The organism is Sorangium sp. So ce145 (assembly GCF_051525985.1).
Taxonomy (GTDB): domain Bacteria; phylum Myxococcota_A; class Polyangia; order Polyangiales; family Polyangiaceae; genus Sorangium; species Sorangium cellulosum_B.
Window position 1 is genome coordinate 2,591,422 of record NZ_CP150315.1, and the last position, 15,021, is coordinate 2,606,442.

A 15,021-nucleotide genomic window follows, 5' to 3' on the forward strand; every position below is an offset into this window, starting at 1 on the left:
GTGATCGAGGGCGCATGCCGCCATCTCGTCAAGGATCGCATGGACCGCACCGGGGCTCGCTGGTCGCTCCGAGGCGCAGAGGCGGTGCTGCGCCTCCGCTCGCTGCGCTCGAGCGGCGATTTCGAAGCCTACTGGGCGTTCCACCTGCAGCAGGAGCATGACCGAACGCACCGTGCACGTTATACAGAGGGCGATGTTCCCTCACCGCTGCCGCCGCCTCGACCCAAGCTGCGCCGGGTGAAATGAGCAAAACGCCATCGTTCCAGAAGAGCCGCACCCGTCGGATTTGGGCCGGTGAGGTCCCCCTTTTGGCGCCTTCACCGAGGCGCTGTCGAGAGAGCTCCACTTCCAGCGATGCCGCGACGACCGTCATACAGGATGCCGGCCATCACGACTCGCGCTGAGACTGGAGGGCGACCTCCCTTCGGCTTCGGCGGCTCCGCTCGTATCAGCGGCTCGATCCGACGCCACAGAGCGTCGGGCACGTCGGCAAACTTGGCTTCCACAAAGCACTGTAGCTCACACTCGATCCGACCTTTCAAGAGGTTTTAGGCTCGACTCTTGGCAGCCTAGAACTGACTGAAGAACTTCCAAACCTCTTGCGGTTGCCAACGTTGACCACCCTCTCGCGGCGGATCAGGCGTGTGCGGTCCCACGAAGGAGCAGAACTCGACCGGATAACCCGTCGTGCAGCCCATGAAGTTGGTGCACACGTGGTTTCCGGTGGCCCTTGTCGGCTCCTTCCAGGTGCAACCGTTCAGCCCGGCGTACGTCTGCGCCATCGAGACACCGGCACTGTACTGAAGGACGTTGTCGTCGGTGCCATGGGATGCGTAGAAGGCGACCGCTTCGCTCGGCTTGCAGTTGCCGGCACTGAGCTGCGCCATTCCGTTGTAGACGGCGACGGCGCGGACACCCCAAGTGCCGGTTCCATCGAGTGGACGCGAGCAAGCCGTCCGGTAGGACATGCTGCCGCCGTAACTCCAGCCGTTTGCGAAGATCTTGCTCTTGTCGATACAGAAATTTTGCTCGACCTGCTCTACCACGGCGTCCGCGAGTGCCACGTTCGAGCCGCTTGAGTCGGGCCACCCGCAGCCGCTTTCCCCGTTGCCAGTCCCGGTGCACGGCGTTCCGTTCTTCTCCCCATTGGGAGCCACGAAGATCGTGCTGCTGGCGGCGTCGGCGATGTCCTTCAGCCAGTAGTAGTTCTGCTGATACATCTGCTTGTCGTTTCCATCGAGCTGATGCCAAGCGATGACCAATCTGTACGGCTTCTTATTGTCGTAGTTGGCCGGCACGCTCAGGATGTATCGACGTTGCCGATTCGCCGCCGTAATCGAGATCGGGTTGCCGTTATTGTACATGCTGGCGTCAATGGTCGGCGTTTTGCCGCACCCGGCGGACAACGTACCCGTGTCCGAGCCTCCACCAGCGCCACCACCGGACCCGGCCCCGCCGGCTCCGCTACCACCTGAGCCAGCAGCCCCGCCCGTGTCCGAGCCGCCCGTGCCCGAGCCGCCCGTGGCCGAGCCGCCCGTGTCCGAGCCGCCCGTGGCCGAGCCGCCCGTGGCCGAGCCGCCCGTGGCCGAGCCGCCCGTGTCCGAGCCGCCCGTGCCCGAGCCGCCCGTGGCCGAGCCGCCCGTGCCCACGGCACCGGTGCCTGCGGAACCATTGGGAGCGCTACCTCCAGAGCCCTGCGTGTCGCCCGAATCGGACGAGCAACCGACGAGCGCCGAGGCACACGCGAACGAGGTGAGAATGACGACGAGGGAAGCGCGGTTCATTAGGCCTCTCTATAAAGGGGACGTACGGGTTTACCTACCGCTTGTAAGTACCGGAGTCACGGTCTAGAAATTTATTCCTTCGCTGTTCGCTCCCTCGGTCCGATCCGCGGGTGAGCACGTGGGCGCTCGTGGGCGACGCCGAGCTGGCGCGGGCTGGATGCACTCCGCCATTCGCGAGATGCTGCGAAACCCAAAGTACGTCGGCGAATTCTCGTTCGGTCGACGGAGGTGGAATTTGTCAACGCGGATGAGACAGCGGTCACGAGAATCCTAACTCGGCACGCGCTCTCGTATCGCCGGTGGCCGCGGCGGGCTCGTACCTCGGTACAACGTCGCACGGCTCACTCCCAGCGCGGCGCACGCGGCGACCACCGAGACCCCAGGCTCGGCGAAGTCTTCCACCAGGTCGATCAGCTGTCTCCGTGCGGATAGGACAAGCAAACGCGTTCCGCAAAGTCAAGATTCTCGGAGCCGTTCCTGGCTCGTGCAGTCCGACTGTACGAGCTTATCGACAGAACGGGCCTTATGCGATCAGACAGGCCTTCCACTCGTGAAACGCCTGCGATTACCGCGACGTCGCACCAAGCGGAAGGCATCCTACCGTATAGCTGTACACTACTGGCACCAAGCGGAAGGCATCCTACCGTATAGCTGTACACTACTGAGCTCGTCCAAACGGCCGCCGTCGCGGTTCGCGGCGCGTCGTGATGGCCGGCGCACGCACCTCAGGGCAGACCTCCCCCCGGCCACGTCGTCGAGCAGCGTCCCTCCCCTTTCAGTTTCGTCACGCGGGGTCCGCCGGGTACCGCGCGCGGCACTCCAGCGGCTCGGCGAACAGACCGAGGTGGCTCAAGATCTTCCTCGCCGTCGCCTTGTCCGTGATCGCGGCCATGAGTCGCATCCGCCCGCTGCATCGCGGGCACGCGAGAACATCTACTGCGTAAGTCCGCCGCAAAAGCTTCGCCCATTCGACGCGAGGCGACGTCGCCAGAAGGAGCCCATCCAGCAGCCGATCAAGATGCTGGACCGAGATCCCCTCCGACACGAATCCAACATCAGCCCACGGCAGTACAGCGCCCAGCGCAGTCGACACCCGCTCGCGCTCGACCGCGCCATGCACCATCGTCAGCAGCGCCCCAACCGCCACGTCCCGAGCGCCTCGCTCCGACACTGCCGACGGCGCCGCCTCGCTTCGCTCGTCTCCTCTGCGCTACGGCGTCTCCATGCCTCTCGCCGGCCCCTTCGGCGCCTGCCTCGCCGGCAAGGGCGTGATCGTCGTCGTCGTCTTCTTCTTGTCATCGCTGCCCGCGCTATCAGCTCCGGCGCGCTGCTCGCCCTTACGCGCCTTCCCCGTCGCCTTCGGCACCACGAGGCTGCGTTGCTTCGCATGCGGCGCGAGCACACCGTGGTAGCGCACCAGCGGATGGCGCGGCGGCGGCACCAGCGCGGCGAGCCTCGCGAAAAACACAATCGGCGTCATCACCCGATGCGTTCCTTTTCGCCGCGGGTATTTCACCTGATAGGCCACCCGACCGTCGCGGAGGATGCTGAGCCGCTCCAAAGCGAAGCAGGGACGCGCGCAATACCGGACGAGCCGCTCGCGCCCCTCGTCGTCGTAGCCCTCGATGCGCACCGCCGCCTCGACGTTGAAACCATCGAGCTCCACCGTGAGCGGCCGACGGCGCTTCGCCTCGAACCGCGCATGAGCCAGCGAGGCGAAGCGGTCCGGATAGTCGGGCTGGTACTTGAGCGTCTTGAACTGCGACTCGGAGAAGGCGTTGTCATCGCTGACGTGAGGCCGGCTGAAGCTTCGAACGACGCCGAGCGAGCCGAGGAGCTGAGCGAGCCCCTCCGACCTCATCGCGGAGCCGCGGTCGGTGTGCACCGTGAGCGAACCGGGCTCGACGCCGTGGCGGGCGACCGTCTCTGCGAAGAGGTGCTCGGCGAGCTCCGCGCTCTCGCGCTCGGCGAGCAGCCAGCCGACGGTCATGCGACTGAACAGGTCGAGGACGACGTACAGGCAGTAGAAGACCCCGGGCAGCGGCCCGCGCAGCTTGGTTATATCCCACGTCCAGATCTGGTTGGGGGCTGTGGCGGTGAGCGTCGGCTTGGCATGCTTCGTCGGCCCACGCTGCGCGCGTCGCTCGCCGCTCTCGCCGGACGCCGCGAGCAGGCGGTACATCGTACGGATGGAGGCAAGGTAGACGCCGCGCGACAGCAGCGTCGCGTAGACCTCCGGCGGGGGCTGGTCGACGAACTCGTCGCTGTGCAACACATCGAGCACGGTTTGCCGCTCGGGGTCACTGAGACGGCGTGGGCTCGGAACGGGCCCCCGCAGCGCGGGTGGCCTCGCGGGCTGGGTCTGCCGGTAGAGCGTAGCGCGGCTGACGCCGAGTGTCGCGCACGCCTGCGCGATGGGGACGTGCGGGTCATCGAGCTCTTCGATAACGTCCATCAGCGCTCTTCGTCGCTCGTGAGGTTGATGCCCAGAATGGCAGAGACTTTTTTTGGGAGATCGATGAGCTTCTCAGCGAGCGCGAGCTTCTCCTCGAGTCGGGCCGAGCGCTTCTCGAGCTCGGCGATGCGCCGGTCCTTCGCGTCCTGCTTCGGCTTGCGGCCGGGCTTGCGCCCGCGAGAGCCTCGCTGCCGTGGAGAGCGAGCTGCTTGCGCCACGCCGTCAGGAGGGAGCTGTAGATGCCCTCGCGGCGCAGCAGCGCCTCGATATCGCCGCGCTGGGTGCATGCGGCCGCCTCGCGAACGATGCGCAGCTTCTCCGCCGCCGAGAACTTCCGCCTCTTGCCCGCCTTCGGCATGGTCTCGACGGCGACGCCACTCGCGCGAGGAGCAGCGCCCTGCGCCGCTGGGGCAAGGGTAGGATCGACGGATCGGAGATGGGAAGGCTTCGGCACGGGTCAGGTCCATTCTCCGCCCTCTCACCACAGATTTCCAGGGGGAGCCTGTCTCACCCGACGTTGGCACAGAGGGCTTGCGCCCGCTCAACGGGAACAAGGGGCAGTTTGCGTTTGATGGCAAGGCGGTGTAACCGAATACGCGACGCCGCTGCTTGAGCATGGCGGCAAGGTGGCTGCGCCCTCGGCGGAGCTGCGAGAGGGCGGTCCCGATCGGCATCCCGAGGCTCCGGGCGATCTCGCTCACCTGCTCACCGCCGCCGACGAGGATCAACACCCAGCGCTCCCACTGATGCACCTCCCAGAGCAGGTCCACGATGGCGCGAACCTCTACCTCGCCGTAGGGAGACGGCGCCCGCTACCGACCGGCGACGTAGATCAGCGGAACGGCGACCTCCAGGCGGCAGACCCCGTCGTGGGACTTGCGGCCTGGTGGACGGCGACGGCGTTCAGCCGGCCGCGGTGGCGTTCAGGATGGGCTCAGGATCGCGCGCGGCGCGCGCTGGCGAGGTCGACGACAGGCGCAACGTGGTTGGGCTGCTGCGGGGCGCTGAGGAGCGCCGAGAGGGTGCGAGCGGCGATCTGCGCGGTCGCGAGGTCGCCACGCTACGTGGGCAGCGGCGATGGTCTGCGTGAGGGTCGTGACGAGCACCTGGCGCGGGCTGCTCGCCGGGGGCGTGATCGGGGCTGCTTCGGGTCGGGGAGGGGTCGTCAGCGCGGTCTGCTTCACAACCGCTGAGGGCATCGCCGGAAGCGTCACGGAATCGTCCGGCCGACCAGAGATCGCGGGGTTAGCGCCCACGATCGCCGAGTCGACGCCGGCTTCGACCCCCTCGAAATCCGCTGAAACCCGCCCCATCGCGTCCTCCCGCTCCCCCTGGAAAAGTGACGCTGTACCAGGAACTTTTCCGTGCGGGCACGCGTGCCAGGGGCGGCTCGCGCCCCACACGCCGCGTTGCCTCCCTCGGGGAAAGCGGTCAAGGGACAAGGAGTCCGCGGGACATCCAGGTCGCAACCACAGGCTTCGTGCCCTCCCAGGCGACGAGGGCCTGCTTCGTGAGGTCGATGTCTGTCCGTTTTTCGCCACCCTTGCCCTAACTGGGTTCGGAGCGGGGGACGAAGACATGGCAGGCAGGGGGGGAGACGTTCCGCGCTGCCAGCGATGATCTCGTCGTCGAGGGAGATCTTGTCCTTCGAGAGGTTCTCCTCCCGGTGTATGCTGCCGGTCGCCGCCCGTGGGACTTCGGGGCGATTTCCGATCCCAGTCTGGAAACTGTCGTAGGTTGATCGCCCCACCATTCCCCGGGCGGCTCTTTGCCATGCCCCCCGCCCCTCCCGCGCCCCCCGCACGCTTCCACACCGAGCGCGTCGAGCGCGAGGACCTCGTCATGTTCATCAACGCCTGCTTCGCGTGCACCGGGCAGGCCGAGTTCTATGGCACCTCCGGGGGCCAGGCCGTCTCCATCGAGTTCCTCCACGAGTACATCCTCGGCAATTACCGCCGCCTCTACGCGCGCACGCTCGCCGCCGGCATCAACCACTTCAACCAGGCGCGCATCGCCGTGAACCTCCTCGCGACCGGCGCAGAGACGCCCGCTCCCGACCGGCGCGAGGAGGGCTCGCTCATCGCGGCGGCGCTCCGGGAGCTCCCGCCGCAGCGCGCGCTCCGGGCGCTGCGCGAGCTCCGGGAGCGCCGCGTGAACAACCGCCGCGCGCGCGCCGTCATCCGCGGCTACCTCGCCGGCCGGCCCGACCCGGGGTTCGACGCCGTCAAGTACCGCGCCCACCTCCGCGCGCTCGCGGTGCACGTTCACCTCCAGCTCCCCGGCGAGATCGGGCCCTTCCTGTTCGAGCCCGGGCGCCGCGCGCCGTTCGAGACGCCGCTCCTCGAGCGCGCGCGGCAGGCGCGTCATGCGAAGGAGGCGATCTTCGACCTGCCGCTGACCGTCGCCGAGGGGCTCGCCGCCGCCCGCGGCGTCTCCCGCGAGGAGCTCCTGCGCCGCGCCGCGCCGCGCATGACCGAGGGCGAGCGCCTCCGGCTCCAGCGGGCCGCCGGGCGCGAGGACGTCGACCTCGCCGTCGACCTCGGCCGCGCCCCGCTCACGCGCGTCGCGCTCTATGCGCTCTCGCTGCCCGAGGAGGCGCGTCGCGAGCGCCGCGACGAGCTCCACGCGGCGCTCGAGCGCGCCGCCGCCCGCGCGCTCAGGAAGAGCCCGGCCGCGCTCGGGCGCGTCGCCGCCGTGCTCGACCGGAGCTACTCGGCGTCCGGATCGAGCGAGAAGCGCCGCCGCCCGCTCGCCGTCGCGCTCGGCGTGAGCTACCTGCTCCGCGCGGCCGCCCGCGAGTACCGCGCCTTCTGGACCGCGCCCACGCCCGACGAGATCCTCGTCGGCGCGCGCGGCCAGACCGATCTCGCGACGCCGCTGCTCGACGCGCTCGCCTGGCTACCCGACGTCGTGGTCGTCCTCTCGGACGGCTTCGAGAACGACCCGCCCGGCGCCGCCGCCGAGGTCGCCCGCTGCTTCCGGGCGCGGCTCGATCCGGGGCAGCGCACGTCGATCGTCCACATCAACCCCGTGTTCGACAGCGAGCGCTACGCGCCCCGCGCGCTCGGCCCGTCGATCCCGACGGTCGGCCTGCGCGACGCCGAGGACCTGCCGACGGTCCTCGGCTTCGCCCGCTTTGCCGAGGGCACGGCGCCGCTCGCGGAGCTCGAGCGCTACCTCGCGCGGCGCGCGGCCGCGCTGCTCTCGCGGCACGTCCGGGCGCCGGGCGCCGCGGAGCCAGCTGCGGATCCGGGGCCGGCAGACGTCGCGGAGCCGGCAGACGTCGCGGAGCCGGCAGACGTCGCGGAGCCGGCAGCAGCCGCGGAACCCGCAGAAGAGGCGCCGTCCGCGGCGCTCGAGGTGCCCTGATGGCCAAGGCGCCGGCCCTGCTCCGGTCGCTCTCGCTCCGGGGCCTCTCCGCGACGCACGCCCAGGTCTTCGCGGGCGTGCGCCTGGTCCCGCTCCTCCGGGACGCGCCGCGGGACGACCTGCGCATCGCCGGCCGCAGGCACGCGGACGCCTGGTCGATCGTCGATCTCGGCGATGACAGGGCCTACTGCTCCTACGTGCCGCACGCGCTCGTGATCGGGTGGACCGAGGACGGCTCGCCGGTCGCGTCCTACGGCGCGGCGCTCGCGGGGCCGGAGGTCCGGAACCCGCTCAGCAAGTGGGGCTGCGGCGTCCAGCTGCTCCACCGCATGGCCCGGCGCGAGGCGCGCGGCGAGGACCCGGCCGAGCGGAACCGCCTGCGCCTCTTGCCGCTGCACCTCGCGATGGAGGGCTTCCTCTCCCTGCACTTCAACGCCCCCGAGATCGCCTGGTCCGAGTACTCGCGGCGGGCCATCTCCCGCGGCCTCGACCCGCGCACCGAGGTGTCGCTCTCCGGCCGGGCGATCCCGAGCCTGGAGGACGCATTGCGCGTCTTCGAGATCCACGAGGGCCAGTGCGGCGTCCTGCTCTTCGTCGGCGAGCTGCTCGCCTCGGTGTTCGTTGTGTCGCACCCCGACGACTACCGCGCGCTGCACCGCACGCTGATCGAGGACTTCTACGAGCAAACGCTGCTCTACGCGGCCCGCCACAACGGCGACAGCCAGGCGCTCGAGCACACCTTCGACGCCGCGCAGATCGGCTCGCTCGACGACCTGCGGGCCGCGCTCGGCCGGGCGCGGGCGGAGGCCGGCGCGCTGCACGTGGACACGGCCGCGGGGCTCCTCGGCCGGCCGATCGCGGCGGAGCGCGTGTACCGGGCGGGGCCGTTCTCGCTTCAGCGGTTCATGACCGAGCTCGATCCGTCGCTGGACAACCACATCGGCGAGGCGATCGTGCGCGAGGACGGCACGCTGGAGTACGCGAAGACGTACCGGCTCGCGGCGGGGCAGGTGAGGCGCGCCCGGCTCCTCCAGCAGCTCGCGGCGCACGGGTGGAACCTGAACGCCACCGCGGCGGCGCTCCGGACCACGCGCGACCAGCTGATCCGGCGGATCGAGGGCGAGGGGTTCGGCTACCTCATCGCGGAGCACGTGCTCAAGGCGGCGCTGAAGCGGACGAGGTGAGCGCGCCGTTACCGGCTCGTTCACGTGCGGGCGCGCGGCCGTGGTCGCGCTGCTCCCGTACGGCATCGACAACGACGCGATCTTCTCCATGTGGGGCCGATCCGCGCCATCATCCGCCTGAGATGAGCCTGCAAACCACCCGCGACACCTGCCTTGCCCGCGACGCAAGCGACCCGCTGCGCCACCTGCGCGACGAGTTCGCGCTGCCGGACGGTGTGATCTACCTGGACGGCAACTCGCTGGGCGCCCGCCCCAAGGCGTCGCTGGCCCGTGCCAGGGAGGTGATCGAAGCGGAATGGGGCGACGGCTTGATCCGTAGCTGGAACACGGCCGGCTGGGTGCACCTGTCCCGCCGCCTGGGCGACCTCCTGGCTCCGCTGATCGGCGCCGGCAGCGGCGAAGTGGTGGTCACCGACACCACGTCCATCAACCTGTTCAAGGTGCTGGCCGCCGCCCTGCGCCAGCAGCAGAGCACCGCGCCCGAGCGCCGGGTGCTCGTGTCGGAACGCGACAATTTCCCCACCGACCTGTACATCGCCGAGGGCCTGACCGAGCTGCTGAAGATGGGCGGCGGCGCAGCCTACGAGTTGCGCCTGATCGACTCGCCCAAGGAATTGCCCCAGGCGATCCGCGACGACGTGGCGGTGCTGATGCTCACCCATGTCAACTACAAGACTGGCTACATGCACGACATGGCCGGCGTCACGGCGCTCGCGCGCGAAGCCGGCGCGCTGACCGTGTGGGACCTGGCGCATTCCGCGGGCGCCGTGCCGGTGGACCTCCACGGCGCCCGCGCCGACTTCGCCGTCGGCTGCACCTACAAGTACCTGAACGGCGGACCCGGGGCGCCGGCCTTCCTGTGGGTGCCGCCGCATCATCAGAACCGCTTCTGGCAGCCGCTGTCCGGCTGGTTCGGCCATGCCCGGCAGTTCGCGATGGAACCCGCCTACACCCCCGCCGACGGCATCGGCCGCTTCCTGTGCGGCACCCAGCCGATCACCGCGCTTTCGCTGGTGGAGTGCGGGCTCGCCATCTTTCGCCATACCGACATGGCGGCGCTGCGCGCCAAGTCGCTGGCGCTGACCGAGCTGTTCATCCAGCTCGTGGAAGCCCGCTGCGGCCAGCATCCGCTGATCCTGGTCACCCCGCGCGACGCCGCCCGCCGCGGCAGCCAGGTCAGCTTCGAGCACCCGCACGGCTACGCGGTGATGCAGGCGCTGATCGCCCGTGGCGTGATCGGCGACTACCGCGAGCCGCGCATCATGCGCTTCGGCTTCACCCCGCTGTATACCCGCTTCGTCGACGTCTGGGACGCGGTGGAAGCGCTGCGCGACCTTCTGGAGAGCGGCGCCTGGGACAAGCCGGAGTTCCACCAGCGCGGCGCGGTGACCTGATCCGCCCGTAGCCTGGACGGGAAGCCGGGGACGCGCTGGCCCGGCGCTCGCGGCCCTCTGCGATCGGGTAGAATGGGAGCGTCTGAATCGGGCGCTCTCGGGCTGCGGGCGAGACATCTCTGAGGAGCACTGCTCATGGGCAAGACGGCCAAACTGTTCTCGGTTCCGAAAGAGCGGCAGATGGAGGCGCTCTGCGCGCGCAGCGCCGAGATACGCGACGAGTTTCGAGCGTGCTTCTCCGTGTCGCCCGGATACCCGAAGACGCACGAGGAGCCGCGAGAAGGCGAAGCGCCCCACTTCGACGGGCTCTGGGTCTTCGGGGATGGGCCCGGCGTCGTGGTGGACGACACCGGCGCGCACGTCGAAGCCGAGCTCCTCTGCAATCGCGCGCTCGGGGAGCGCTCCTACGTGCAGTACGAGGTCCGCATCGAAGCGCTCGATCTTCGGTACAAGGGCGATTACGCGCCGTATTACAGGAATCGCGGCAGAATCCTGAAGCACATCGGAAAGCGCCTCGAGCTCTTCTGCGCGTACTCGCTGCTCGAGCTCCACGAGCTGGTGCAGCGCCGCGGGGTCGAGGAGACGACGCTCGGCGCGCTCTTCTCGCCCAGGCACGTGAAGGCCGTGCTCATGGCGTTTCGCGTGCCGATCCGCTTCACCGGCGACCTTGGTTGAGGTGCCGCCCGGCGCCTCGCGACGCGCGGCATGTCGATCTCGGCCCGTCGCCGGGCACGGCGCGCCGGGCGACGGCTCGTCATCGACCGGGTGTTCTGGCAGGATTTCTCTAGGCGCGCGCGCTCACGAGCCAGCAGGCCGCGGTGAAGCGGGCCGCGCCCTCCTGGACGTACGCGTCGAAGGCAGCGCGAACCGCCTGGGCCGTCCGGGCGCGCGTCGGCTCGTCCGCGTCCCGCAGCGCCTGACCCACCGGTCCGAGCCTGGTGACGTAGGCGAGCAGGTCCTTCTCAGCGATGCCGCTCGGCTCGTCGATCGGGCGAATGTCGATGTCGGTCCAGCCGCTCGCGTCCAGGATCCGCTGCACCCGCTCGCTGTCCGCGAAGGCGAACGGGCCGGGGGCGTCCGGGTCCGGGACGCGCAAGCTCGGCAGGAGCGGGGCGGCAGCGCGCGCGGCCTCGGTCATGAACGGGTTCTCGTCGGCGCTGCGCCATGCCACGAACGAGAGCTTCGCCCTGCGCCGGGCGGCGCGCCGGATGTTGGCGAACGCCGCCGCGGGATCGTCGAAGAACATCACGCCGAAGCGCGAGATCACCGCGTCGAACGTGCCCTGCTCGAACGCATGGGTCTGCGCGTCCGCCTGGACGAACGCGGCGGACGCCAGCCCCTCGGCGGCGGCGCGTGCCCTGGCGGCCGCCACGAGCGGCCCGGAGATGTCCACGCCGAGGCAGAGGCCCGCTGGCCCGAGGCGCCGCGCCATGGCGAGGGACGTGGCGCCCGCGCCGCAGCCGACGTCGAGGACGCGCCCGCCCTCGCCGGGGAAGCCCTCGTCGATGAGCGGCGCCACGAGCGGCGCCAGCATGCCGTCGAGCACTTCCTGCAATTCCACCCAGGTGCGCCCGCTGGCCTCGTTCCACAGCGTGGCCTGGTCGCGATTCGGCTGATGGGCTTCGGACATCGGAGTCTCCTTCGGTTTGCAGTCGAAACTCATGTGCCGTAGTCTGCAAGCTCAAGTCGACTTGAGGTCAAGCGTGAAACAGCTGGACATCGCGGAGGTGGCCCGGCGCTCCGGCGTGCCCGCCTCGACCCTGCGGTTTTACGAGGAGAAGGGGCTGATCGCGTCCACCGGGCGGCGGGGCTTGCGGCGCCTGTTCGACCCCGGGGTGCTGGAGCGCCTGGCGCTGATCGCGCTCGGCCAGGTGGCGGGGTTCTCGCTGGACGAGATCGCCCGGATGTTCTCGCCCGACGGCCGGCCGCGCATCGAGCGAGAGCGGCTGACGGCCAAGGCCGAGGAGCTGGACCGGACCATCCAGCGCCTGGTCGCCCTGCGCGACGGCCTGCGCCACGCGGCGGCGTGTACCGCGCCGAGCCACATGGAGTGTCCGCGCTTTCGCAGCATCGTCCGGCTCGCCGGCGGCGCCGGTCGTAGAAGGACGCGGGGACGGGCTCGTCGGGAAGCACGCCTACGACGGGCGGCGCTCTAGCACGGAGCGCGCGGACGGCGGGATGTCATCGTCTACAGCGCGCTCGCGTCGGTGGCAGCCCCTGGGAGAGCGAGCCAACTCGTGCGGTCCAGAGGAGGGGCGTAGGCTCAGGTGCCGAGCGCGATCCAGTTGACGTCGACGCCGTGCACCTGGCTGCCGAACCAGGTGCTGAGCAGCACCGTGAAGCCGGCGCGATCGATGTGGCGCGCGCGCACGCGCACGCGCACCGCGTCGCTGCCTTCCACGTCCAGACCGGCAATGCCGATGTGCACGACCGGCGGGCTATTGAACTCGCGCTCGAACTCGACGCGCGCCGAGAACTCCCGATCGATGCCCTCGCTGGGCGGTCCGAGCAGGTTCCAGTGCGGCTGCGCCTTGCCAAAGTGGTTCGTGCCGGCGAGCATGTGCAGAGGGGTCACGGCGGTCGTCATGGCGGCGCATCGGAGTCGAGGCGCCGAGCCGGGTCAATCGCCTTTGCACGACGCCCCTCCCCGAGCCGGTGGACGACACGCGACGGAAACTCGGGAGATCACCGGAGCGCCTCGTGAGCGCTCTCGGCGCGCCGCCAGGTCGTGCTCCGCGGTGGATGCTCGGCAAGCGATGAGCGCCTGCCCATGCTCGCGCTCGGCCGAGGCCCATCCGGCTCGATGGCGTGTCGTGGTCAACTTTGCCCAGAGAGAGTCCACATGAATGCGGGAAGATCATTCGCATCACGGAGACCCCCGAGCAGGGTCCCGATTGAGCACACCGACCCGTGGCAGCCCCGTGAGGTGCGCGGTGCGCGTGCTCGCGATCGCGCCGTCCGGCGGCGCCGCGCTCGTGCGGCTCAAGGAGGTGCTCGCGGGCCCGATCGCCGCGGGCGAGGTCGAGTGGCTGGCGCCGATCGAGGGGCAGGCCGCGCAGCTGCCCTGGCTCTTCGATCGGCTGGGCCGCGAGCCGATCCCGCACGTGCTCCACTTCGTCGGTCACGGAGGGGTGAAGGATGGCGCTCCCGTCCTGTGGCTCGCGGACAAGGACGGCGACGAGCGCTGGCTGCCGGTCGAGCTCCTCGGGCAGCAACTCAAGGCCGGCTTCCTCAGCTTTTTCCGGCTCGTTGTGCTCGAGGCGTGTGAGGGGGCCCGGCCGTCGACGTTCGCGTCGGCCGCGGAGCTCCTCGCGCGGGCTGGCGCGGACGCTGTGGTCGCCCACCTCTGGCCGGTCCAGGCCGACGTGGCCAGGGCGTGCTCGGAGCGGCTCTACAGCGCGCTCGTCGGCGCGAGCCTGACCGTCGGGTTCGAGCCCAGGATGCAGGGAGAGAAGTTCCTGGAAGCCGGTGGTGAGGACGCCGCCTCCATTTACCGGGGCGTCGAGCGGCAGCGCTGAAGAGCGCGCCATCCACGATGACGCCCACGCAACGGCCACCCGTGAGCGCGCGTCCCGTTCGGAACCCCACCCCCGCACGTCGCGCCGATCCCATGGAAAATTGATACGACTCATCGGAATGCCACCGGCGCATCCAGCGCGCATTGCCTTTTCGCTCACGATTTTCTCACGCCTGCTGCCGGCCACTCGACTCGGGTCTTGCGGTAGGCTGCGCGCCCATGCCGAGGCCGAAGCCCCGAACCACGAGAATCACGAAGAAACCCGAGCTCCGTCCGATCGATCGAGCGACATGTTGCGTGCCACGGCCCATCCGGAAGGCGCCATGACCCCGGTGCAGAACAGGTATTGTGAACGCCTGGGCATCGCCGTTCCACGGGTCGACGACGTCGCAGCGCAGGGGACGGCGAAGCTGTTCCACCTCATGATCGTCGCCCTCCTCGAGCGAGGCGCCCCCATGACCCTCGACGAGATCGCGGAGCACCTCGAATCGGCGGGCGTGCTCGCCGAGACCGGCGATCTCGCGTATTCGCTCAAGAGGGCGTGGCACGGCATGGCGCCGGTGTACCGCGATGCGACGGGCCAATTCGGTCTCGACCTCGACGCCTTTGCGCTCCGCATGCTCGTGCGGGCCATCGGCCTCTTCGAGAACCGCGCGGCGCCGTCGCCCCCCGCGCGGACACCTCCCGCGCCCGGCGACGACGTCCCGCTGTCCGCCGAGGAGCTCGACGCGGCATTCCGCGATCGGTCTATGACGAGCCTCTCCTGGGTCCGCCAGGCCGCGGCCGTGCTCGACGCACGGCAGACGGCGATTCACGCCGGAGCTCCTCATCGCCGGCACCACCGGAATCGGCCGGCCGCTCGGCGACCTCGAGAAGGTGGCGGGCTACCTGGTCGAAGGAGACCATTCGAAGCTCGCGCGCCGGCTCGAGAGCGACGTCAAGGCGCTTTACGCATTCTACCATTACGGTGTCCTCCAAGGCTTCGTCCGGCTCCGCTGGGGCTTCATCGACGAGGGCTTGACCGCCGAGTGGGCGCTGCCCGGCGACGTGAGCCTCTACCGGCAGCTGAAGAGCGCCAGCGAGACAGGCACGCCCATCGATCTGGTGATCGGCGTGGCGCCTGGCTGGGCCGATCCCTGGTCGCGAGCGCGGCGCGTCCGCATCCTCGAGCTCCGCTTCAACGATGTCGTCGTCGAGGAGGAAGGGCGAGCGGCGTTCGCGATCGCACGGCACGAGATCCAGGCCGTTCGCCTGGCCCCCGAGCACACCGAGCAGAGCGCGACGCAGGATAGAGCGTGGCGCGAAGAGAGAGGTTGAA

At 69.7% G+C, this 15,021-nt stretch carries 14 protein-coding genes and 2 pseudogenes; 9 read left to right on the forward strand and 7 right to left on the reverse strand.

Annotated elements, in window-relative coordinates; genetic code table 11:
* Nucleotides 1–246, forward strand: a pseudogene (locus tag WMF34_RS09940) (ISKra4-like element ISHoc2 family transposase); the annotation flags it as partial.
* A gap of 107 nt (nucleotides 247–353) precedes the next feature.
* Here WMF34_RS09940 and WMF34_RS09945 read toward each other — a convergent pair.
* Both WMF34_RS09945 and WMF34_RS09950 read right to left on the reverse strand, forming a co-directional pair.
* Nucleotides 354–485, reverse strand: a pseudogene (locus WMF34_RS09945) (transposase); the annotation flags it as partial.
* Between the two features lie 84 nt (nucleotides 486–569).
* Nucleotides 570–1,784, reverse strand: coding sequence for an alpha/beta hydrolase family esterase (locus WMF34_RS09950; protein WP_437993126.1), 1,215 nt, complete (start codon nucleotides 1,782–1,784; stop codon nucleotides 570–572).
* Nucleotides 1,785–1,902: 118 nt separating this feature from the next.
* On the opposite strand from WMF34_RS09950, the gene WMF34_RS09955 reads away from it, so the two are divergent.
* Nucleotides 1,903–2,058 carry a recombinase family protein gene (locus tag WMF34_RS09955; protein ID WP_373372284.1) on the forward strand — a complete coding sequence of 52 codons (156 nt, stop codon included), beginning with the start codon at nucleotides 1,903–1,905 and terminating at the stop codon, nucleotides 2,056–2,058.
* A gap of 936 nt (nucleotides 2,059–2,994) precedes the next feature.
* Here the strand turns inward: WMF34_RS09955 and WMF34_RS09960 are convergent.
* On the reverse strand, nucleotides 2,995–4,068 hold the full coding sequence (locus WMF34_RS09960; protein ID WP_437993127.1) for a DDE-type integrase/transposase/recombinase: 1,074 nt from the start codon (nucleotides 4,066–4,068) through the stop codon (nucleotides 2,995–2,997).
* Between the two features lie 145 nt (nucleotides 4,069–4,213).
* The gene (locus tag WMF34_RS09965; protein ID WP_437769227.1) at nucleotides 4,214–4,597 is read right to left on the reverse strand and encodes a transposase; all 384 of its coding nucleotides are present in this window, start codon (nucleotides 4,595–4,597) and stop codon (nucleotides 4,214–4,216) included.
* Between the two features lie 1,415 nt (nucleotides 4,598–6,012).
* Here WMF34_RS09965 and WMF34_RS09970 point away from each other — a divergent pair.
* The 4 genes from WMF34_RS09970 to WMF34_RS09985 all read left to right on the forward strand — a co-directional run bounded on the left by WMF34_RS09970 (nucleotide 6,013) and on the right by WMF34_RS09985 (nucleotide 10,861).
* Nucleotides 6,013–7,608, forward strand: a complete 1,596-nt coding sequence (locus WMF34_RS09970) for a hypothetical protein (protein ID WP_437993128.1) — start codon at nucleotides 6,013–6,015, stop codon at nucleotides 7,606–7,608.
* Nucleotides 7,608–8,792: an ARPP-2 domain-containing protein gene (locus WMF34_RS09975; RefSeq protein WP_437993129.1), complete on the forward strand. Its 1,185-nt coding sequence runs from the start codon at nucleotides 7,608–7,610 to the stop codon at nucleotides 8,790–8,792. Before WMF34_RS09970 ends, WMF34_RS09975 begins: the two co-directional genes overlap by 1 nt.
* 128 nt (nucleotides 8,793–8,920) lie before the next feature.
* On the forward strand, nucleotides 8,921–10,186 hold the full coding sequence (gene kynU / locus WMF34_RS09980; RefSeq protein WP_437994626.1) for a kynureninase: 1,266 nt from the start codon (nucleotides 8,921–8,923) through the stop codon (nucleotides 10,184–10,186).
* A gap of 135 nt (nucleotides 10,187–10,321) precedes the next feature.
* Entirely contained in the window at nucleotides 10,322–10,861 is a 540-nt protein-coding gene (locus tag WMF34_RS09985) for a hypothetical protein (protein ID WP_012234541.1), read from the forward strand.
* 109 nt (nucleotides 10,862–10,970) lie between these two features.
* On the opposite strand, the gene WMF34_RS09990 is transcribed toward WMF34_RS09985, so the two are convergent.
* Nucleotides 10,971–11,816, reverse strand: coding sequence for a class I SAM-dependent methyltransferase (locus WMF34_RS09990; RefSeq protein WP_437993130.1), 846 nt, complete (start codon nucleotides 11,814–11,816; stop codon nucleotides 10,971–10,973).
* 73 nt (nucleotides 11,817–11,889) lie between these two features.
* Here WMF34_RS09990 and WMF34_RS09995 point away from each other — a divergent pair, with 73 nt between their 5' ends.
* Nucleotides 11,890–12,342, forward strand: coding sequence for a helix-turn-helix domain-containing protein (locus WMF34_RS09995; RefSeq protein WP_012234543.1), 453 nt, complete (start codon nucleotides 11,890–11,892; stop codon nucleotides 12,340–12,342).
* A gap of 107 nt (nucleotides 12,343–12,449) precedes the next feature.
* On the opposite strand, the gene WMF34_RS10000 is transcribed toward WMF34_RS09995, so the two are convergent.
* Nucleotides 12,450–12,773 (reverse strand): H-type lectin domain-containing protein, encoded by a 324-nt coding sequence (locus WMF34_RS10000; RefSeq protein WP_044964464.1) that lies wholly within the window; start codon nucleotides 12,771–12,773, stop codon nucleotides 12,450–12,452.
* A 307-nt stretch (nucleotides 12,774–13,080) separates the two neighbouring features.
* Here WMF34_RS10000 and WMF34_RS10005 point away from each other — a divergent pair, with 307 nt between their 5' ends.
* Entirely contained in the window at nucleotides 13,081–13,704 is a 624-nt protein-coding gene (locus tag WMF34_RS10005; RefSeq protein ID WP_157906583.1) for a CHAT domain-containing protein, read from the forward strand.
* A 166-nt stretch (nucleotides 13,705–13,870) separates the two neighbouring features.
* Here WMF34_RS10005 and WMF34_RS10010 read toward each other — a convergent pair whose 3' ends face one another.
* Nucleotides 13,871–14,518 carry a hypothetical protein gene (locus WMF34_RS10010; RefSeq protein ID WP_437993131.1) on the reverse strand — a complete coding sequence of 216 codons (648 nt, stop codon included), beginning with the start codon at nucleotides 14,516–14,518 and terminating at the stop codon, nucleotides 13,871–13,873.
* Between the two features lie 61 nt (nucleotides 14,519–14,579).
* Between WMF34_RS10010 and WMF34_RS10015 the strand changes: the two genes are divergently transcribed.
* On the forward strand, nucleotides 14,580–15,020 hold the full coding sequence (locus WMF34_RS10015) for a hypothetical protein (protein WP_012234546.1): 441 nt from the start codon (nucleotides 14,580–14,582) through the stop codon (nucleotides 15,018–15,020).
* Nucleotide 15,021 lies beyond the last annotated feature (1 nt).